The organism is Pseudomonas sp. RIT623, from assembly GCF_004519305.1.
In the GTDB taxonomy this organism is placed as follows: Bacteria; Pseudomonadota; Gammaproteobacteria; order Pseudomonadales; family Pseudomonadaceae; genus Aquipseudomonas.
In genome coordinates, this window is sequence record NZ_SOZA01000011.1 from 93,535 (window position 1) to 112,908 (window position 19,374).

General features: G+C 63.3%; 15 protein-coding genes. 6 read left to right on the plus strand and 9 right to left on the minus strand.

What is annotated here, in order from left to right; genetic code table 11:
• Positions 1 to 123: 123 nt before the first annotated feature.
• Complete coding sequence (locus E3U47_RS10510; RefSeq protein WP_134691375.1) at positions 124 to 4,755, plus strand: dermonecrotic toxin domain-containing protein; 4,632 nt, start codon at positions 124 to 126, stop codon at positions 4,753 to 4,755.
• A 4-nt stretch (positions 4,756 to 4,759) separates the two neighbouring features.
• On the opposite strand, the gene E3U47_RS10515 is transcribed toward E3U47_RS10510, so the two are convergent.
• The 4 genes from E3U47_RS10515 to gpmI form a co-directional block, all read right to left on the minus strand.
• Positions 4,760 to 5,527, minus strand: a complete 768-nt coding sequence (locus E3U47_RS10515; RefSeq protein ID WP_134691376.1) for a divergent polysaccharide deacetylase family protein — start codon at positions 5,525 to 5,527, stop codon at positions 4,760 to 4,762.
• Between the two features lie 8 nt (positions 5,528 to 5,535).
• The gene (locus E3U47_RS10520) at positions 5,536 to 6,867 is read right to left on the minus strand and encodes a S41 family peptidase (RefSeq protein ID WP_134691377.1); all 1,332 of its coding nucleotides are present in this window, start codon (positions 6,865 to 6,867) and stop codon (positions 5,536 to 5,538) included.
• An 87-nt stretch (positions 6,868 to 6,954) separates the two neighbouring features.
• Entirely contained in the window at positions 6,955 to 8,253 is a 1,299-nt protein-coding gene (locus tag E3U47_RS10525) for a murein hydrolase activator EnvC (protein WP_134691378.1), read from the minus strand.
• A gap of 186 nt (positions 8,254 to 8,439) precedes the next feature.
• A complete protein-coding gene (gene gpmI, locus E3U47_RS10530; RefSeq protein ID WP_134691379.1) occupies positions 8,440 to 9,975 on the minus strand; it encodes a 2,3-bisphosphoglycerate-independent phosphoglycerate mutase in 1,536 nt (511 codons plus the stop codon).
• Positions 9,976 to 10,181: 206 nt separating this feature from the next.
• Between gpmI and E3U47_RS10535 the strand changes: the two genes are divergently transcribed.
• Genes E3U47_RS10535 through secB form a run of 3 tightly spaced genes read left to right on the plus strand, consistent with a single transcriptional unit; the run spans position 10,182 to position 11,376 of the window.
• Positions 10,182 to 10,595 carry a rhodanese-like domain-containing protein gene (locus tag E3U47_RS10535; RefSeq protein ID WP_134691380.1) on the plus strand — a complete coding sequence of 138 codons (414 nt, stop codon included), beginning with the start codon at positions 10,182 to 10,184 and terminating at the stop codon, positions 10,593 to 10,595.
• Position 10,596: 1 nt separating this feature from the next.
• Entirely contained in the window at positions 10,597 to 10,851 is a 255-nt protein-coding gene (grxC, locus tag E3U47_RS10540; protein ID WP_134691381.1) for a glutaredoxin 3, read from the plus strand.
• A 39-nt stretch (positions 10,852 to 10,890) separates the two neighbouring features.
• Positions 10,891 to 11,376: a protein-export chaperone SecB gene (gene secB, locus E3U47_RS10545; protein WP_134691382.1), complete on the plus strand. Its 486-nt coding sequence runs from the start codon at positions 10,891 to 10,893 to the stop codon at positions 11,374 to 11,376.
• An 83-nt stretch (positions 11,377 to 11,459) separates the two neighbouring features.
• Here secB and trmL read toward each other — a convergent pair whose 3' ends face one another.
• Positions 11,460 to 11,921, minus strand: coding sequence for a tRNA (uridine(34)/cytosine(34)/5-carboxymethylaminomethyluridine(34)-2'-O)-methyltransferase TrmL (gene trmL / locus E3U47_RS10550; RefSeq protein WP_134691383.1), 462 nt, complete (start codon positions 11,919 to 11,921; stop codon positions 11,460 to 11,462).
• Between trmL and E3U47_RS10555 the strand changes: the two genes are divergently transcribed.
• A complete protein-coding gene (locus E3U47_RS10555; protein ID WP_134691384.1) occupies positions 11,920 to 12,357 on the plus strand; it encodes a hypothetical protein in 438 nt (145 codons plus the stop codon). The genes trmL and E3U47_RS10555 overlap by 2 nt on opposite strands.
• Positions 12,358 to 12,600: 243 nt before the next feature.
• Here the strand turns inward: E3U47_RS10555 and ntrC are convergent, their stop codons facing one another.
• The 4 genes from ntrC to glnA form a co-directional block, all read right to left on the minus strand.
• Positions 12,601 to 14,037: a nitrogen regulation protein NR(I) gene (gene ntrC / locus E3U47_RS10560; RefSeq protein ID WP_134691385.1), complete on the minus strand. Its 1,437-nt coding sequence runs from the start codon at positions 14,035 to 14,037 to the stop codon at positions 12,601 to 12,603.
• Complete coding sequence (gene glnL / locus E3U47_RS10565; RefSeq protein WP_134691386.1) at positions 14,034 to 15,119, minus strand: nitrogen regulation protein NR(II); 1,086 nt, start codon at positions 15,117 to 15,119, stop codon at positions 14,034 to 14,036. Before glnL ends, ntrC begins: the two co-directional genes overlap by 4 nt.
• Before the next feature lie 254 nt (positions 15,120 to 15,373).
• On the minus strand, positions 15,374 to 15,916 hold the full coding sequence (aroQ, locus tag E3U47_RS10570) for a gamma subclass chorismate mutase AroQ (RefSeq protein WP_134691387.1): 543 nt from the start codon (positions 15,914 to 15,916) through the stop codon (positions 15,374 to 15,376).
• Between the two features lie 146 nt (positions 15,917 to 16,062).
• A complete protein-coding gene (glnA, locus tag E3U47_RS10575) occupies positions 16,063 to 17,469 on the minus strand; it encodes a type I glutamate--ammonia ligase (RefSeq protein ID WP_134691388.1) in 1,407 nt (468 codons plus the stop codon).
• A gap of 390 nt (positions 17,470 to 17,859) precedes the next feature.
• Between glnA and thiI the strand changes: the two genes are divergently transcribed.
• Positions 17,860 to 19,314 carry a tRNA uracil 4-sulfurtransferase ThiI gene (gene thiI / locus E3U47_RS10580; RefSeq protein ID WP_134691389.1) on the plus strand — a complete coding sequence of 485 codons (1,455 nt, stop codon included), beginning with the start codon at positions 17,860 to 17,862 and terminating at the stop codon, positions 19,312 to 19,314.
• Positions 19,315 to 19,374 lie beyond the last annotated feature (60 nt).

Here is a 19,374-nt window from a genome sequence, read left to right on the forward strand (position 1 = left end):
GCCCGGTTCGCGAGAACCGGGCCCTTTTCGTTTCGCCTGCGGCCTGCGCACTATCAACATGTAGTGCCTGGTGATACGGCGAAATGGCCACCCTGGTGCCTCTGTTCAATGGAGTGCACCCTCATGTCAATCGCGACACTTCCTCTCTTCGACTTCAAGGCGGTGGTTGCCCGGCAGTTCGCCGACCGACCCAGGCTGCGACAGGTGCTGGGCGAGCAACTGCTGGCGCTGCTGGTCAGAAAACACCCCATTCTGGCGCGAGTGACGCCGACGCTCGCTTCGGCGGATGCCTTGGAGTTGTTGATCCCTGACCCGCACAGGCAGTCCTGGCAAAGAAAACCGCTGCTCGATGTGGCCGTGCAGGCCGCGCTGGACGGCACCGCGCTGAGCCTCGATCCGGTCGGCGGGCGCCACTTCGGCTTGGCGCTAGCTGAGCCGTACCGATTCCCGGGGGCTTCGGATCGTTTCGAGTACCACCAGATCGACGCGTCCGATGCCGAACTAGACGAGCTGCTCTTGGCGCTCTCCGACTATTGGCGTCAGGCGCAGGTGGATTATTGGCGCGCCGCTGGCCCGTCCGGTGTCAGTCGCGACCGCTGGTTGCAATTGGTGCTGAAGATGGCCCTGTTGCGCAACTTGCCGCTGCAGGGGCTGGATACTTATCAGCAAGCCTGCGTGCATGGGTTGCTTGGCCCGATCGCCAAGCGTCCGTCGGTCTTCGCGGTGAACGTGCAGATGACGTCCAAGGGCCAGCACTTCAACGAACAGCAGGCGTGCCTGCTGGTGACCGGGGAATGGGATGAGCAGCAGGTGATCCTGTGGTGTTCGCCATCGAGCGTGGTCAGGGCCTTCGACTCGCTCGGCGATTTTGCCACGGCGCTGCGTGACGAGTTGGCCGGTCGCCATCGCTTCGATGAGATGACCTGGCATCGTCAGGAGCTGGAGGGCGATGTGTTCGCCCAGCAGGCGGCACTGATGCTGGAGGCCATGTTTGCGCGGTCGCAGCAGGTTGCTGGCCGGGTGCAGGAAGGGGCGTCTGAGAAAAACCGCGTGATCGATGCCTTGAGCGATCCCGCGCAATGGTTCATCGACGGTTATTACCTCGCCCCGCCCCGCCAGGCCGTGCTGCCGCCGGGTGTGGCCAGGGCTGGCGTGGCCAGCAGTTTTGCCTACCAGGATGCGCTGTTCGCGCTGGCGCTGGACCAGGCCGTCTCGCAGGGGGCACGGGCGTTGGACGGCATTGAGGATTTGCGCAGCTATACCCGTAAGCAGTTGCGTCAGGCCATGCTGGAGGATCATCCGCTCGATGCCAACTACCAGTCGGATGACCTGATCCTCGAGCTTAAAAGCGCCGAGGGCGTGCCCGGAGGGGCCGCCACGGGGGCGGGCGGTGGCGAGCCGCTGGTGCCGCTTGCCGGCAAGTCGCTGACGGACTTCGCCATCGGCAACCTGGGGTCGTTGCAGGGCGCGCTCATCACGGCGGTCCAGCACCGCGATGGCCAGCTGATCATGCCGTGGTTGACCGCCGATTACTTGCGGGCGCTGGTCCAGCGCGTCGATATCGGTGGCCGATATCCCGCTTACGTGGCGCGGTCAATGGACGCGCAGCAAGGGCGCGCACAGCGTGTCGAGCACTTCGCCAGGGAGTGGCGCCAGGCGCTGCTGTTCAGCGCGCTGGCGGCAAGGCTCGACGGCAAGCTCAGCGAGGCTGGGCTGCAGATTGTCACCGACTATGTGCGCGGCTTGGCCGATACGACTACCTCGCTGATGCCGCTGGCTTACACCGAGGTGGGACCATCATCGCGCCATGACACCGTGCATGGCATGTATGTGCTGAGCTGCATCGCACCTGCGCGGGTGATCCTTTATCGGCCACTATACGGCCACGAGGCTGTGCGGGAGTTCAGCGACCTGGAGGCGCTCGGTAGTTCGATTCGTCAGTCGTCCACCTTGCGCGCCAGCGTTCTGCAATGGCTGGACGAGGATGCGCGCACGCATTACCACGGCGATCTCAGCGGCGATACCCTCCTGGTGCACGCTGGCATCGACCCTGGCCTGCTGCCCGAGCCGGCGCAGTTGGCTCAGCGCTTCTGGCACATCGATGTCGACAGCAAGCTGTACAACGCCAATCGTGACTGGTTGGTAGCCATCGCCGAACAAGCGACGACCTCCACGGCGCAAAGCCGTTGGCGGATGTTCGAACAGGTAGCCTGGCTGTTGTTCCAGACTGCAGCGCCGCTGTTGCGGGGGCCGGTCGCGGTGGTGGCATGGTTGACACAATCGGTCATGGCGTTTTCGAGCGATGTGTCGGCATTGCTCGAAGGTACTGCGTTTGATGCATCGCAAGCGGTGGTGGACCTGGTACTCAATGTCGGCATGGTCTTGCTGCATAAGCAACTACCTGGGGTGACGTCCACGCTGCCTGAGCCTGTGGCTGGGTTTGACTACGCCTTGCACGGCTACTCGCAGGGCCGCGAAGCAAGCGTGGAGCCGACCCAAGGCAAAGTCGGTTTGCCGGGCGCGGTAGTGGATACGCAATTGGATTTTTCCTGGCGTGGTAACGCCGGCTTCAACTGGCTCGATCCGCAGCGGCGCCAGGCTGTTCGCCAGTTGCGTGTGAGCGTGAACCTCGAAGGTATCGCGCCGTTGGGCGCGGGGGAGGCGAGCGGGCTCTATCCAGTTGATGGGCGGCTGTATGCGGTAATGGCCAATGATGTCTATCCGGTGACGGTACTCGACGGCGAAGTACGCCTCCTCGATGCGCAGGGTGCGCCGCAGGCATGGATCACCCAGCAGGATGGTGCTTGGCGTATCGACGCCTCGATGAGGCTGGCAGGAGGAGGGCCCAAAACCCGTCTCGCGCTCAAGCAGCAGGAGAACCAGCGCCTGATCGTGGCACTGAAGGACGAAGAGAAAAGACTCATTACCGAATTGCTCGGACTGGATCGGGAGTTCGCCAGGCATCGCGATTTCTACACCCGGGCGACTGCGGACTTGAGAGCGCTGCAAGCTATCGAGCCCAGGGAGGCGCACGTCGAACAACGCTTGCAGCTCCAGCAGAGAATACAGCATCAGGCCAAGTTGCGAGTTGTCGAGGACTTGAGGGGGCTGGTCGAGAAGGGCCTCGCGCAGGACAAGGTGGTTTCGCGCCTTGAGTCGATGAGGCTGACTGACCCCATGCTGCCGGAGGCGATCAGGCTGCAGCGCAATGCCACGCGTGAGGAGCTGCTTTCGCGTTGTGAGATCTACTACAACGAGCTGACTACCTTGATCAACGATGTGGACGTGCAAGCGTTGAGCGATGCCATGGCGATCCTTCCTGATTCGTCGGAAGAGATCCAGTATTACCAGGACTTTTATACACAGCTGGAGCGAGTCATTGGTTGGGAGGGCGAGTTGATCAGCCTGTCTGTTGAGTATGACCAGCTATTGGAGGATACCCTGCGCGATGATTCTATCCTCTTCCAGCCAGGCGCCAATGGCAGGCCAGCCGATAAGCAAAGGCAATTGCAGAACGTCATCGAGCAGCGCCGTTTGACCGCCACCGAACTGGCCTTCAGGCGCTTGACGGATCTCGCCGAGGCGAGTCTGAATCGTCTGGCGAGCGTTGATGAGAGCACCTTGGAGGCATATGCGCAGTACTTGTCCGGGCCTGAGCTGGTCAGCGCGGGAGCCGCCCATGGGGATCTGGCGGGGAGCGGCGTGACCCTAAACGAACGCATCGATATTCTCACGGGGGTGCTGGAGTCCTATGCCCAGGCCGAGGTCATGAGCCAATACCTGTCCAGTCTGGGAGGGGATGCAATTCGCCCACCCCGATTGCAGGACTATCGCAAGGCGCTTCGAGCGTTGATAGACAGCGCCGAGGACGCGTTGGGGCAAGCCGTTCGCGAGCAACAACTGGCTGAAACAGCGCCGCCTCGTCCGGCTGTATACGCGATGCGTGGCGGCAAGCGACGGGTAGTCAGGACTCAGCGTGGCAAGAGCATCGTCGGTGAGCACCGACAATTGGATGGCGAGGATGTCGTGCAGCAGATGGACTCGCGCAACTCGGTGCTTAAAACGTTTCGTCGCCAGGGGGAGGAGTGGGTCGAGGACGTTACCCTCCGTGATTCGCAACCTGCGCCAGTCGTCGACACTGGCAGGCTGGGAAAGCAGGGGCGCAAGCTGGTCGGGCAGATCGAGTCGGTGGTCAAGTTGGCCAAGCAGTATGTCAAGACCGACGAGCCCAACGGGTTGTCCACTATCATCGACGAGCATATCGACAAGCTCCGGGACGTGCTGGGGGGCCTGCCGGATGACGCTGAGTACGTTGAGCTGCGCGAAGCGCTGGAGGCTGGAATCAACCGTTTGGACTCGTCTCGTCAAGACCTGCTCGAGGCCCTGTACCTGACGACGAGCCACCCGAATGCCGAGAGCCTGCGCTACCTGCTGGGGCGTGATCAGGTGACCGTTGTCCGCGTGCCTGGGCGCACGCCGCTCAAGGCGGATGATTATCTGGATGTCTACGAGATCCGGCGCAAGCCCAGAAAAGAGGGGCGTCCTGGGGGCGGCTTATGGGAGGCGCACTTCCACTACCCGGCGGCGGATACCCCCAGGCGGCAGTTCAGCAAGGGGCATATCAAGCTCTGGGCCGAGCGCAAGCTGGGGCGGGAGGCCCAGTTGCGCGCGGCGCTCGCGCGCAATGAGTTGCTGCCGATCTATCGCGGCAATGTACAACTTGCCCAGGTGGACGGCCTGATCCCGTTCGATTGATGCCTCAGCGGTTGCTGTAGACCCCATGCCTGCCATGAGCGGGCATGGCCTGGTTGCCACGTTCGGCGATCATCTGGCGCAGGCTGATCAGTTCGACCCCCTGGCCCTTGAGCCGGGGGATCTCGCGTTCCAGTACTTCCAGCGTCTGCGGGTAGGGGTGTCCGATCAGTACCGCCGAGCCTTGCTTGCGCGCCAGCTCGATGCCTTTGCGCAACTGCCCGGCAATGGCTTCGGTGGTGCGCTCGTCATCGAGGAACACGTCCCGCGAGACATGCGCCAGTCCCCGTGCCTGGGCCTCGGCTGCTGCCACGGTGGCCGCGCTGGTACGGCTGTCGACGAAGAACAGATGACGCCGTTGCAGATCCCCCATCAACCAGCTCATGGGTTCGCGCTGCGCCGTCATGCGGCTGCCCATGTGGTTGTTGATGCCCGCGGCATAGGGCACCTTGGCCAGGGCATGGTCCAGGCGTCGAGCCAGTTCCTCGATGGCGATGCCTGGATGCCAGGCATAGGGCCCGGTAGCCGGGTCCATGGGCATGTGCAGGATCACCGTGCGCCCGGCCTTGTGGGCCTGGCGGGCGAAGTCGGTGGCGTGCGGGGTGTCGGGCATGATCGCCATCGTCACCGGTCCGGGCAGGGCGAGGGTGCGGCTGTCGCGTGCGCTGCTCTGGCCGAGGTCGTCGATGATGATGCTCATGTAGGCCTTGCCGGCAGGTGCCGCGTGCGCGACACCGGCCAACAGGCAGAACAGCAGGGACAGCAGATAACGCATGGGAGGCTTCAGTCACCCTTGGTGATGTTCAGGCCCTTGAGCAGGCTGAGGGCCTGGCTGAGCTGGAAGTCGTTGTCTTGCGGCCGGTCCTTGCGCTTGGCGCTGCCGCTCGGGCGGTCGGCGCCACCGTTGCCGTTGCCCAGGTGGCCCTGCAGGTCGGCTTCCTTGAAGTTGTCGGTGTCGGCCTCGGCGGTGAGCTTGGCCGGGCGCACCTCGATGTCCGGAACGATGCCCTGGGCCTGGATCGAGCGGCCGTTGGGGGTGAAGTACAGCGCGGTGGTGAGCTTGAGCGCGCGGTCGTTGGCCAGTGGCAGCACGGTCTGCACCGAGCCCTTGCCGAAGCTGTCGGTGCCCATCAGCACGGCGCGTTTCTGGTCTTGCAGGGCGCCGGCGACGATTTCCGAGGCCGAGGCGCTGCCGCCGTTGATCAGCACCACCAATGGCACGCCCGCGCTGGCGTCGGCCGGGTCGGCGGAGTAGCGCAGTTCGGAGTTGGCGATACGGCCCTTGGTGTAGACGATCAGGCCCTTGGTCAGGAAGTGGTCGGCCACTTCCACCGCCGATTGCAGCACGCCGCCGGGGTTGTTGCGCAGGTCGAGGACCACGCCGCGCAGCTTCTTGCCGTTGTCCTTGCGCAGCTTGGCCAGGGCCTTGCCTACCTCGTCGCCAGTCTTGACCTGGAACTGGGTGATGCGGATGTAGCCGTAGTCGTTTTCCAGCAGTTGGCTCTTGACGCTCTTGACCTGGATCACTGCGCGGGCCAGCGTGACGTCGAACGGCGTGCCGCCATCGCGGACCAGGGTCAGGGTGATCTTCTCGCCGATCTTGCCGCGCATCTTGTCCACGGCTTCGGTCATGCTCTGGCCGCGGGTCGGCGCGCCGTTGATCTTGACGATCAGGTCGCCGGCCTCGATGCCGGCGCGCGAGGCAGGCGTGTCGTCGATGGGCGAGACCACTTTGACGAAGCCGTCTTCCATCCCGACCTCTATGCCCAGGCCACCGAACTCACCGCTGGTGCTTTCCTGCAGCTCCTGGAAGTCCTCGGGGCCGAGGTAGGCCGAGTGCGGATCGAGGTTGCTGAGCATGCCCTTGATGGCGTTTTCCAGCAGGGTCTTGTCATCCACCGGCTCGACATAGGCGGCCTTGATGCGGTCCATGACCTCGGCGAAGGTGCGCAGCTCGTCCAGCGGCAGCGGCGCCTTGGCGGTCACCTCGGTGGCCGGCACCGCGGCGGGCTTGGCCGCCATCGGCTTGGCCGGCTCGGCGGCAACGGCCAGGGGCGCGCCGACGACCAGGGCGATGGTCAGGGCCAGCTGGGTGAGGCGGGGCGAGTGCAGCATGTCGAACGAACTCCTGATCCTGTTGGTGCTCCTGTTGGGAGCATCGGCGCCGCCGTTTCGTGGGTGGCGCCGTAAAAGTAGCATTAACTAGCCTCGGCACCATTGCGCGGGGTCGCTGGGCCGGCCTTGCTGGCGAATCGCGAAGTACAGCCCGGCGCTGTCCTGGCCGCCGCTGTCGCCGACAGTGGAGATCGCCTCGCCGGCCTTGACGATGTCGCCGGCGCTCTTGAGCAGGCTCTGGTTGTGGCCGTACAGGCTCAGGTAACCGTTGCCATGGTCGAGGATGACCAGAAGTCCGGCGCCGCGCAACCAGTCGGCGAACACCACGCGCCCGCCATGCACAGCGCGCACCTGGGTGCCGGCGCTGGCGCCGATCATCACCCCGTCCCACTTGGCCCGGGCATCGCTGCCGCGGGCGTCACCGAAGCGTGCCAGCAATCGACCATTGACCGGCCATGGAAGTTTGCCCCGGGCTGCAGAAAAAGCGCCGCCATAGCTGGCGCCGTCGCTGGAAACCACCGGGCCCAGGGTGGTGCGGGCTTTTTTCGGGGCTTCTTCGGGGGCATTGTCACGGGCGGCGGCCAGGGCCTGGGCCTTGCGTCGCTGTTCTTCTTCCTGCTTGGCCAGCAGGGCGCGCTGGCGGGCTTCCTCGGCTTCGCGGGCCTGGCGGGCTAGGGTTTCCTCGATGGTCTTGAGCACCTTGCTCAGGTCGGCCTGGTCCTGCTCGCGGCTTTGCAGCCTCTGGTCGCGTGCTTTCATGTCGTTGTTGAGCTTGGCCAGCACTTGTTGGCGCTTGTCGCGCTCGGCGACCAGGGCCTGGCGGCGATTGTCGAGATCGGCGCGCTGGGTCAGCAGTTGTTCCTGCTGGCGGCCGATGTCCTGCTCGACGTTTGCCAGCTGGCGCAGCGTTTCGTTGAAGGCGCGCAACTGCGCCAGGCGCGCCTGGCTCAGGTAGTCGTAGTAGGTCAGGGTGCGGGCGAATTTCTCGGGGTTCTGCTGGTTGAGCAGCAGCTTGAGGTATTCCTCGCGACCGTTGTTCTGGTAGGCCGAACGGGCCTGGATGGCAATCAGGCGTTGCTGTTCAACGCGGGCGCTCTGGAGTTTTTTTTTCTCGTGATCAAGGCGCTCCAGCTCGCCCTCGGTCTTTTTTAATTCTTTTTGCAGTGCCTCCACCTGTTTTTCGAGGTTGCCGATATCGGTCTCGGTGGACTTGAGGTCTTTCTGTACGCCGGCTTTTTCCTCCTGGAGCTTGCCCAGCATTTTTTTCAGCTCGGCGATGTCCTGGCGGGTGGCGTCCAGCTGTTGCTGGGTCTGTGCGCGCTCATCGGCGGCGAAGGCCGGGGTGAGCAGGCATGACAGGGCGAGTAGGATGAGGGCGCGGAGCATGGGGTTGGGCGTACCAGGGATGGAGACTGGCCTAGTATGCCCGCCCGGGCCTGCAAAAAAAACGCCTCGCGGCGTGTGTGGCGAGGCGTTTGTCTGGAATCCAGGTGTTTTAGCGCTACCGTTCGCCGGCAAGCCGGCTCCTACGAGGCTTCTGTAGGAGCCGGCTTGCCGGCGAACAGGTCTCGATCAGGCATCAACCAGGATCGAGGTCCCGGTCATCTCTGCCGGTTTTTCCAGCCCCATCAGCTTGAGCATGGTCGGCGCCACGTCGGCCAGCACGCCGCCGTCACGCACCTTGACCTTGCGCTTGCCGACATAGATGAACGGTACCGGTTCGGTGGTGTGCGCGGTATGCGCCTGGCCGGTGCATTCGTCCTCCATCTGTTCGACGTTGCCATGGTCGGCGGTGATCAGTGCTTCGCCGCCGACCTTGTCCAGCGCCTCGACGATGCGCCCGACACAGCCATCCAGGGCCTCCACGGCCTTGACCGCGGCGTCGAACACGCCGGTGTGGCCGACCATGTCGCCGTTGGCATAGTTGACCACGATCACGTCAAAGCGCTGCTGCTCGATGGCTTCGACTATGCGGTCGGTAACTTCCGGCGCGCTCATTTCCGGCTGTAGGTCGTAGGTGGCGACCTTTGGCGATGGGATCAGGATGCGCTCTTCGCCTTCGAACGGTTCTTCGCGCCCGCCGGAGAAGAAGAAGGTGACATGGGCGTATTTCTCGGTTTCGGCGATGCGCAGCTGGGTCTTGCCGTTTTTCGCCAGGTATTCGCCGAGTACGTTGTGCAGGCTGGCCGGGGCGAAGGCAGCGGGGGCGGGGATCTTCGCCGAGTACTGGGTCAGGCCGATGTAGGCCGCCAGCTTGGGCAGGCGCGCGCGCGGGAACTCGTTGAACTCGGGCTCGACGAACACGCGCGACAGTTCGCGGGCGCGGTCGGCGCGGAAGTTCATGAAGATCACCGCATCGCCGTCTTCGACCTTCACCGCCTCGCCGATGCGCGTGGCTTTGACGAACTCGTCGCTCTCATCGCGGGCGTAGGCGGCCTCAAGGCCGGCCACGGCGTTCGGCGCGGTGTATTCGGCGGCGCTGTCGACGATCAGGTCGTAGGCGGCTTGCACGCGGTCCCAGCGGTTGTCGCGGTCCATCGCGTAATAGCGGCCGATCAGGCTGGCGATGCGGCCTTTGCCCAGCTTGGCGAAGGTGGCGTCGAGCAGTTCGATGGACGACTGGGCGCTGCGTGGCGGAGTGTCGCGGCCATCGAGGAAGGCGTGCAGGTAGATCTTCTCGGCGCCACGCTGGGCGGCCAGTTCGGCCATGGCGATCAGGTGGTCCTGGTGGCTGTGCACGCCGCCGTCGGAGAGCAGGCCAAGGATGTGCACGGCCTTGCCGGCGGCGGCAGCCTTGTCCACTGCGCTGGTGAGCACCGGGTTTTCGAAGAACTCGCCGTCACGGATGGCCTTGGTCACCCGGGTGAAGTCCTGGTACACCACGCGGCCGGCGCCGAGGTTCATGTGACCGACTTCCGAGTTGCCCATCTGCCCGTCGGGCAGCCCCACGTCCATGCCGGAACCGGAGATCAGGCCATGCGGCTGGGTGGCGCGCAGGCGGTCGTAGACCGGTGTGTTGGCGGAGTAGATGGCGTTGTATTCGGGGCTTTCGCTGTGACCGAAGCCATCCAGGATGATCAGGACCAGGGGTTTAGGCGTGCTCGTCATCAATCAAACTCACGGTTGTTCAAAGATGATAAAGACACGCATTTTAGGGCAAATACGCCAGCGGCGGCGAATATTCCTCCCTTTGCCTGACCGGCGCACTCGGCTATGTGCCATCCAGCCCGGTTTGCCGGTGGCCCGGTGGGCTTTGGCGGTCATGGGGGGCTGTGTATACTGGCCGCCATTTTCAATCGCCTGGAACACCCCCGATGGTTGCTCACCTGATTCAATTCGCGACAGATCACTTCATCCTGGTGGCGATCTTCGTCGTTCTGCTGGTTTTGCTGCTGATCAACGAAGTCCGCCGCGGCGGCCAGAGCCTGAGCAACGGCCAGCTGACCGCGCTGGTCAACGCCGACAAGGCGCTGGTGATCGATATCCGCCCCGCCAAGGACTACTCGGCCGGGCACATCGTCGGGGCAGTGAACATCCCGCAGGACAAGCTGGTCAGCCGCATGACCGAGCTGGAAAAGCACAAAGAGAAGACCCTGATCGTCGTCGACGCGATGGGCCAGCAGTCCGGCAGCATTTGCCGCGAGCTGCTCAAGGCTGGTTACACCGCGGCCAAGCTCAGCGGTGGCGTATCCAGCTGGAAAGCCGATAACCTGCCCCTGGTGAAGTGACATGAAGCCCGTCATCGTTTACTCCAGCGACTACTGCCCCTACTGCATGCGCGCCAAGTCCCTGCTCCAGAGCAAGGGCGTGGCGTTCGAAGAGATCAAGGTCGACGGCAAGCCCCAACTGCGCGCCGAGATGAGCCAGAAGGCGGGCCGCACCTCGGTGCCGCAGATCTGGATCGGCAGTATGCATGTCGGGGGTTGCGATGACCTCTATGCCCTGGAGCGCGCCGGCAAGCTCGACGCGCTGCTGGCGGCCTGATTCGCACTGCATTCAAGAACATTAGGAAAAGGATCTGCCATGACCGAGCAACAGACCAACGGCGCTGCCGCTGAAGAAACCGCACCACAATTCTCCCTGCAGCGCATCTATGTGCGCGACCTGTCGTTCGAGGCGCCGAAAAGCCCGCAGATCTTCCGCCAGCAGTGGGAGCCGAGCGTCTCGCTGGACCTGAACACCCGTCAGAAAGCCCTGGAAGGCGACTTCCACGAAGTAGTGCTGACCCTGTCGGTTACCGTCAAGAACGGTGACGAAGTGGCGTTCATCGCCGAAGTGCAGCAGGCTGGTATCTTCCTGATCGCCAACCTGGATGCCGCTTCGATGAGCCACACCCTCGGCGCGTTCTGCCCGAACATTCTGTTCCCGTACGCCCGCGAGACCCTGGATAGCCTGGTGACCCGCGGCTCGTTCCCGGCGCTGATGCTGTCGCCGGTCAACTTCGACGCCCTGTACGCGCAAGAGATGCAGCGCATGCAGGAAGCCGGTGAAGTGCCGACCGTGCAGTAATTTCTGCCGGTAAAGAAAAAGGCGACCTTCGTGGTCGCCTTTTTCATGTCTTGTGCTGGTATAGGGCCTGAGAGGCGAGCACATCAGCTTCCGGCAAACCCCTGCTGGCGCCACGCCTCGTACACCGTCACCGCCACGGTGTTGGACAGGTTCAAGCTCCGGCACCCCGGCCGCATCGGCAGGCGCAGGCGTTGTTCGGCAGGCAGGCTGTCCAGCACCTCGGCCGGCAGGCCACGGCTTTCGGGCCCGAACAGGAAGGCGTCACCGGGCTGGTACTCGACCTCATTGAACGGGTGCGAGCCTTTGGTGGTGAACGCGAACAGTCGAGGCTGATTCAGGCTTTCCAGGCATTCGGCCAGGCTTTGGTGGCGCTGTAGCGTGGCATACTCGTGGTAGTCCAGCCCCGCGCGGCGCAGGCGTTTGTCGTCCAGTTCGAAGCTGATCGGCTCGATCAGGTGCAAGGCGCAGCCGCTGTTGGCGCACAGGCGGATGATGTTGCCGGTATTCGGCGGAATTTCTGGTTGAAAAAGGATGACGTGAAACATGCACGGCTCCAAGCATGAAGATGACGAGCATTCTACCCCCGAAGCGGACCCGCGTTCGAAGGCCTGGCCGCGAGTGCTGTTGTCGCTGGCGATCTTCGGCATGCTCGTGGGCCTGATGATCGGCCGCTTGACGGCACCCGAGGAGCGGGTGCTGGAGCAGGTGGAAGTGGTACAGGGTGGTCTCGACCTGTGGTTCAACGAACAACCGCAGTTGCATGGCGAGAATGTCGAGGGCACCGTGGCGCTGGTGTTCCAGGCCGAGGGCAAGGCCGCCCGCGGTCAGTTGCTGTTGCAGGGCAAGCCGGTGGGTTGGCGTTTGCAGAAAAGCGAGGAAGGCTTGCTGCTGACGCTGGTCGCCGCACGCCCCCTGCGCGGGGAATGGTCTGGCGCGCAGGAGGCGGGGCGTTGGCGGGTGCAGGTGCGCCTGCACGAATAAAAGAGGGGATTGCCCGGCCTGCCTGTACCAGGGTCCCCGAAACTGGAGATGTCTGGGTTATTGCAGGTGTCGTGCCAGTTTTATGGGTATGGAAAAGCAAGGGTTTGCCCATATCTACAGCGGTCTTGGCGGATTATTTGCCTCGCCACGGTGCAAGGGGCACGTAATCGGTGCATGAACCGCTCCCACGACATCCATAGCGTGGGAGCGGGCTTGCCCTGCAATTCGTTGCAACGTTTGGGCTCAGTGCTCTTGCGCTTCGTCGTCATCCCCGCCGTCAACATTCATCCCCAGCTCCTTGATCTTGCGCGTCAGGGTATTGCGTCCCCAGCCCAGCAACAGCGCCGCATCGCGACGGCGCCCGGCGGTGTGCTTGAGCGCGGTCTCGATCATGATCCGCTCGAAGCTCGGCACCGCGCTGTCCAGCAGGTCGCTCTGACCGCGGGCCAGGGCCTGGTCGGCCCACTGGCGCAGGGCCTGCTCCCAGTTGGTGACCGGCGCGGCGTCTTGTGGCAGGTTGAGCAGCTCGGGTGGCAAGTCGCCGATCAGCACTTCGCGGCTGGAGGCCATCACGGTGATCCAGCGGCAGGTGTTCTCCAGCTGGCGCACGTTGCCCGGCCAGGGCAGGTTGCGAATGAACGCCTCGGTTTCCGGCTTGAGCAGCTTGGGCTCCACGGCCAGCTCCTGGGCAGCGCGGCCGAGAAAGTGACGGGCCAGCGCCGGGATGTCCTCGCGACGGTCGGCCAGGCGCGGGATATGGATGCGAATCACATTCAGGCGGTGAAACAGGTCCTCACGGAACTTGCCGGCCTGGACCAGGGATTCGAGGTTCTGGTGGGTGGCGGCGATGATGCGCACGTCCACCTTCACCGGTACATGCCCGCCGACCCGGTAGAACTCGCCATCGGCCAGTACCCGTAGCAGGCGAGTCTGGGTGTCGGCGGGCATGTCGCCGATCTCGTCGAGGAACAACGTACCGCCGTCGGCCTGCTCGAAACGGCCGCGGCGCAGGTTGGCGGCACCGGTGAACGCGCCTTTCTCATGGCCGAACAGCTCGGACTCCATCAGGTCCTTGGGGATCGCCGCCATGTTCAGCGCGATGAACGGCGCAGCCGCCCGTGGGCTGTGGCGGTGCAAGGCGTGGGCCACCAGCTCCTTGCCGGTTCCCGACTCGCCGTTGATCAGCACGGTGATGTTGGAGTGGCTGAGCCGGCCGATGGCGCGGAACACCTCCTGCATTGCCGGCGCCTCGCCGATGATCTCGGGGGTGCGGGCCAGGGCCTGGGGTACTTCCAGGGCCTGTTGCTCCTGGGCGTGCTGGTTGGCGCGCTTGACCAGCGATACCGCTTCATCCACGTCGAACGGCTTGGGCAGGTACTCGAAGGCGCCGCCCTGGTATGAGGCCACGGCGCTGTCCAGGTCGGAGTGGGCGGTCATGATGATCACCGGCAGCCCTGGGTGCTGTTCGCGGATCTGCGCCAGCAGGTCGAGGCCACTGGCCCCCGGCATGCGGATATCGGAGATGATCACGTCCGGTTGCTGGCGGGCCAGGCGACCCATGACGCCATCGGCGCTGTCGAAGCTCTGGGTGGTCATGCCTTCCTGTTGCAGGGCTTTTTCCAGCACCCAGCGGATGGAACGATCATCATCGACGATCCAGACGGTTTCACTTCGGCTCATGGGGCGGTGGCTCCTTGTTCCAGGGGCAGGTAGATGGAGAACGTGGTGTGGCCGGGGTGGCTCTCGCACTCGATCAGGCCCTGGTGCTGGCTGATGATGTTCTGGGTGATGGCCAGGCCCAGCCCGGTGCCGTCCGGGCGGCCGCTGACCATGGGGTAGAAGAGGGTGTCCTGCAGTTCGGCTGGGATGCCGGGGCCGTTGTCGACGATCTCGACCCGCGCCACCAGGCGGTGGCGCACATGGCCGATGGTGAACTGGCGCACCGCGCGGCTGCGCAGGGTGATGCGGCCCAGGCGCAGCTCGTTCTGGCCGCCGATGGCCTGCATGGCGTTGCGCACGATGTTGAGCACGGCCTGGATCATCTGCTCGCGGTCGATCAGCACATCCGGCAGGCTCGGGTCGTAGTCGCGCACCAGGGTTATGCCGCCCTGGCTCTCGGCCTCGACCAGGCTGCATACCCGTTCGAGCACTTCGTGGATGTTGGTCATGGCCAGCGACGGCAACTTGTTCGAGCCGAGCATGCGGTCGACCAAATTGCGTAGGCGGTCGGCTTCTTCGATGATCACGTTGGTGTAGTCGCGCAGACCGTCCTCGGGCAGTTCGCGGGCTAGCAGTTGGGCTGCGCCACGGATGCCGCCGAGGGGGTTCTTGATCTCGTGGGCCAGGCCGCGCACCAGCATCTTGGTGGTTTCCTGCTTGCTCAACTGGGCTTCTTCCTTGGTGATGCGCAATAACCGGTCGCGCGGGTGCACCTCGAGCAACAGCAGGGTCTGGCCCTGGTGCAGGATGGGGGTCACGGCGTAGTCGACGGTGATGGTCTGCCCGGTCAGCGAGGTCAGTTGGGCTTCGCGCTTGGTGAACGGATGCGCGTGCTCCACGGCCTGGCGCAGCGAGTTGAGCGCCTCGGTCGATTCGGTGAATAGCTCACTGATGAACTGCCCATGGCTGCGCTGGCCGCTGACGGCCAAGAGCATTTCCGCGGCCGGGTTCATATATTCCAGGCGCAATTCGCCATTGAGCAGCAGCGTGGCTGTGGTCAGGTTGTCCAGAAGCAGACGGTGCTGTGCATCGCTGATGGTCATAAGGCGTCGTTGACCTCTTTTGGCACAGTGGCGCCCGAGGGCTCTGGCCTGGGGCGCGCACGGAAGAGTGCTGGATGCAGTGAAAATGCAAGAACCAAACCAAAGCTCCGAAAAGAAGCGGGAAATCCAGACAAAGACCTGAAATTGCGCGAACTCTAGCCAGAAAGCCCTGGGTTATTGATTCTTTCGATCCAAAATGGGGTGCATGATAGGGCGCATCGCCTATCCGTGCACCAATATGGAGCATAGGGTGGTCAGCGCAATTTGCACAGCTGGGCGCTGGCGCGAACCAGGGCGAGATGGCGCGTGGAGTCCTGGGTGCGATGTTGCAAGGCGTCGGCCAAGTGATTGGCGCAATGCTCTGGTGGGGTCTGGTCAAAGCGGGCCAGGTCGCTCAACAGCTGTTCCTGGAGCAGGTCCAGTTCAGGGCGCACTTCGTTGGCCAGGTCGCGGCGTGGCTGGGTTGGTGCTTGTCGGGCGCGATGCCAGGTGTCGAGCAGGTGGTACTGCAGGAGCTTGTTGGCTTCGATCTGGTCGGCAAAAAACGCCCCGGCGCGAGCCGGGTCCAGATGGTGGGCGACGGCGGCCTGGCGTGCGCTGAGCAACACCTGGTGCTCGCGGTCGCTGGCTTGCACGGGTTGCTGGTGATCCCACTTGTGCAGCGCGACAGCCTCGGCCAGGTCCAGGCGCCGGTCGATGGTGGCAAGCAACTGGTCCAGGGAAGGCGTGATGCTCGGTGAGGAGGCACAACCGGATAGGGCGAAGCAGCAGGTCAGGGCGAGGGTGGTGGCACGCATGGCGATCTCCTTTGGAATGAAGCCTCGAGTGTCGCCTTTGGCTTTACGGCGGCTATATAGGTGTTGTTCGATGATGAGGGCGTGAAAAAGAAACGGCCTCCCGAAGGAGGCCGTCATGCTGTCATCGACGCGGAGCGCCGATCAGATCAGCAGCTGTAGTACAGCTCGTATTCCAGCGGGTGCACGAAGGTACGGACCTTGATCTCTTCCTCGCTCTTCAGCTCGATGAAGGCATCGATGAAGTCGTCGGAGAACACGCCGCCCTTGGTCAGGAACGCACGGCCCTTGTCCAGCTCTTCCAGGGCTTCCTTCAGGCTGCCGCAAACCTGCGGGATGTCCTTGGCCTCTTCCGGCGGCAGGTCATACAGGTTCTTGTCGGCGGCGTCGCCTGGGTGGATCTTGTTCTGGATACCGTCCAGGCCAGCCATCAGCAGGGCCGCGAAGGCCAGGTACGGGTTGGCCGATGGGTCCGGGAAGCGCGCTTCGATACGGCGGGCTTTCGGGCTGCCGACGTAGGGAATACGGATCGAGGCGGAACGGTTGCGTGCCGAGTAGGCCAGCATGACCGGGGCTTCGAAGCCTGGGACCAGGCGCTTGTACGAGTTGGTCGACGGGTTGGTGAAGCCGTTCAGGGCCTTGCCGTGCTTGATGATGCCGCCGATGAAGTACAGGGCGGTGTCGGACAGGCCTGCATAGCCTTCGCCGGCGAAGGTGTTCTTGCCTTCTTTCCAGATCGACATGTGCACGTGCATGCCCGAACCGTTGTCGCCGTACAGCGGCTTGGGCATGAAGGTGGCGGTACGGCCGTAGGCGTCGGCAACGTTGTGCACCACGTACTTCAGGGCCTGTACTTCGTCAGCCTTCTTCACCAGGGTGTTGAACTTGACGCCGATTTCGTTCTGACCGGCGGTCGCCACTTCGTGGTGGTGAACTTCGACGGTCTGACCCATCTCTTCCAGTGCGTTGCACATGGCGGTACGGATTTCGTGGTCGTGGTCGAACGGCGGAACCGGGAAGTAACCGCCTTTCACGCCCGGACGGTGGCCTTTGTTGCCGCCTTCGACGTCGGCATCGGACATCCACGAGCCTTGCTCGGAGAAGATCTTGAACATCGAGCCGGAGATGTCCGACTTGAACTTCACTTCGTCGAAGATGAAGAACTCAGGCTCAGGGCCGGCGAACACGGTGTCACCGATGCCGGTGCTCTTGAGGTACTCTTCGGCGCGCTTGGCGATCGCACGTGGGTCGCGATCGTAGCCCTGCATGCTCGACGGGTCGACGATGTCGCAGGTGATGATCAGGGTCGGCTCTTCGGTGAACGGATCGAGCACGGCGGTCTCGTCGACCGGCATCAGGATCATGTCCGAGGCTTCGATGCCTTTCCAGCCAGCGATGGAGGAGCCGTCGAACATCTTGCCGACTTCGAAGAAGTCTTCGTCCAGGCCATCGCGCGCCGGCATGGTCACGTGATGCTGAACGCCTTTGGTGTCCGTGAAACGCAGATCAATCCACTTGACGTCATGATCTTTGATGAGTTGAACCGACTTCGACATGTTGTCCTCCGGATGGTCTAGGGCGCTTGGCCGCGGCCCTGGAAAAAGGGTGTCGCTGGGCGCGGATAGTCGGCCAAGCTTACCTGCCTCACAAGGGAGCAAATTGCATGCCAGTGCCCGAAAATGGCGAGGGCGGGATAAAAGGGGACGTTGGCGGGCATTTGCCAAGGTGGCGCTGATAAAGAGTGCACTCATAAGATGCGCTTTTCGGGACTAATGCACCATTATGGTGCTTGCCTGGGTGAAAGCCTCATCGAGGGGCAAACCCGCTCCCACGGGTACGTGCGCGAGAAATCCAACCTCTGTACAAAAGTTGGTCAAAAGCTGAGCAATTTCCGCTATAATTCGCGCCCCTCATTTTCGGTAGGCCCTGGGCGCGCTGTTAAACCAATGAAACTTATCGTCAAAGTCTTCCCAGAAATCACCATCAAGAGCCGGCCGGTGCGCAAACGCTTCATCCGCCAGCTCGCCAAGAACATCCGCAACGTGCTCAAGGACCTTGATCCCGAGCTCGCGGTTGATGGTGTCTGGGATAATCTCGAGGTGGTCACCCGCGTCGAGGACGAAAAGATCCAGCGCGAAATGATCGAGCGCCTCACCTGCACGCCGGGTATCACCCACTTCCTGCAGGTCGAGGAGTATGCACTGGGCGACTTCGACGACATCGTCGCCAAGTGCAAGCACCACTTCGGCCACCTGCTGGCCGGCAAGCGCTTCTCGGTACGCTGCAAGCGCGGCGGTCACCACGACTTCACCTCGATGGACGTCGACCGCTACGTCGGCAGCCAACTGCGCCAGCAGTGCGGCGCCGCCGGCATCGACCTGAAGACGCCAGAAGTCGTGGTACGCATGGAGATCCGTGACCAGCGCCTGTACGTGATCCACAGCCAGCACAACGGCATCGGCGGCTACCCGTTGGGCGCCCTGGAGCAGACCCTGGTACTGATGTCCGGTGGCTTCGACTCCACCGTGGCGGCGTACCAGATGATGCGTCGCGGCCTGATGACCCATTTCTGCTTCTTCAACCTCGGTGGCCGTGCCCACGAGCTGGGCGTGATGGAAGTGGCCCACTACCTGTGGAAGAAGTACGGCAGCAGCCAGCGCGTGCTGTTCATCAGCGTGCCGTTCGAGGAAGTGGTCGGCGAGATCCTCAACAAGGTCGACAACAGCTACATGGGCGTCACCCTCAAGCGCATGATGCTGCGCGGCGCCGCCCACATGGCCGACCGTCTGCAGATCGACGCGCTGGTCACCGGCGAGGCGATCTCCCAGGTGTCGAGCCAGACCTTGCCGAACCTGTCGATCATCGACTCGGCCACCGACAAGTTGGTGCTGCGCCCGCTGCTGGCTAGCCACAAGCAGGACATTATCGACCAGGCCAGCGAAATCGGTACCGCCGACTTCGCCAAGCACATGCCCGAATATTGCGGCGTGATCTCGGTGAACCCGACTACCCATGCCAAGCGTCACCGCATGGAGCACGAAGAAAAGCAGTTCGACATGGCCGTGCTGGAGCGCGCCCTGGAGCGTGCCAAGTTCATCTCCATCGACCATGTGATCGACGAGCTGGGCAAGGACATCGAAATCGAGGAAGTGGCCGAGGCGCTGCCAGGCCAGATCGTCATCGACATTCGTCACCCCGACGCCCAGGAAGACGAACCTCTGGTGCTGGAAGGCATCGAAGTCCAGGCCATGCCGTTCTACGCCATCAACAGCAAGTTCAAGCACCTGGACCCCACGCGCCAGTACTTGCTGTATTGCGACAAGGGTGTGATGAGCCGTCTGCACGCACACCACCTGCTCAGTGAGGGACATGCCAATGTGCGTGTTTATCGTCCGACATAAGACGCCAGGGCTGTATGGCGGCAGCATCCGCCATCGCCCTCCCGACCACCGGGCCCGCTG

Bases quoted from the DNA above. Each gene is read 5' to 3' on its own strand.
- E3U47_RS10510 (WP_134691375.1), top strand. From the start codon at position 124: ATGTCAATCGCGACACTTCCTCTCTTCGACTTCAAGGCGGTGGTTGCC.
- E3U47_RS10515 (WP_134691376.1), bottom strand. From the start codon at position 5,527: ATGCGTTATCTGCTGTCCCTGCTGTTCTGCCTGTTGGCCGGTGTCGCG.
- E3U47_RS10520 (WP_134691377.1), bottom strand. From the start codon at position 6,867: ATGCTGCACTCGCCCCGCCTCACCCAGCTGGCCCTGACCATCGCCCTG.
- E3U47_RS10525 (WP_134691378.1), bottom strand. From the start codon at position 8,253: ATGCTCCGCGCCCTCATCCTACTCGCCCTGTCATGCCTGCTCACCCCG.
- gpmI (WP_134691379.1), bottom strand. From the start codon at position 9,975: ATGACGAGCACGCCTAAACCCCTGGTCCTGATCATCCTGGATGGCTTC.
- E3U47_RS10535 (WP_134691380.1), top strand. From the start codon at position 10,182: ATGGTTGCTCACCTGATTCAATTCGCGACAGATCACTTCATCCTGGTG.
- grxC (WP_134691381.1), top strand. From the start codon at position 10,597: ATGAAGCCCGTCATCGTTTACTCCAGCGACTACTGCCCCTACTGCATG.
- secB (WP_134691382.1), top strand. From the start codon at position 10,891: ATGACCGAGCAACAGACCAACGGCGCTGCCGCTGAAGAAACCGCACCA.
- E3U47_RS10555 (WP_134691384.1), top strand. From the start codon at position 11,920: ATGCACGGCTCCAAGCATGAAGATGACGAGCATTCTACCCCCGAAGCG.
- trmL (WP_134691383.1), bottom strand. From the start codon at position 11,921: ATGTTTCACGTCATCCTTTTTCAACCAGAAATTCCGCCGAATACCGGC.
- ntrC (WP_134691385.1), bottom strand. From the start codon at position 14,037: ATGAGCCGAAGTGAAACCGTCTGGATCGTCGATGATGATCGTTCCATC.
- glnL (WP_134691386.1), bottom strand. From the start codon at position 15,119: ATGACCATCAGCGATGCACAGCACCGTCTGCTTCTGGACAACCTGACC.
- aroQ (WP_134691387.1), bottom strand. From the start codon at position 15,916: ATGCGTGCCACCACCCTCGCCCTGACCTGCTGCTTCGCCCTATCCGGT.
- glnA (WP_134691388.1), bottom strand. From the start codon at position 17,469: ATGTCGAAGTCGGTTCAACTCATCAAAGATCATGACGTCAAGTGGATT.
- thiI (WP_134691389.1), top strand. From the start codon at position 17,860: ATGAAACTTATCGTCAAAGTCTTCCCAGAAATCACCATCAAGAGCCGG.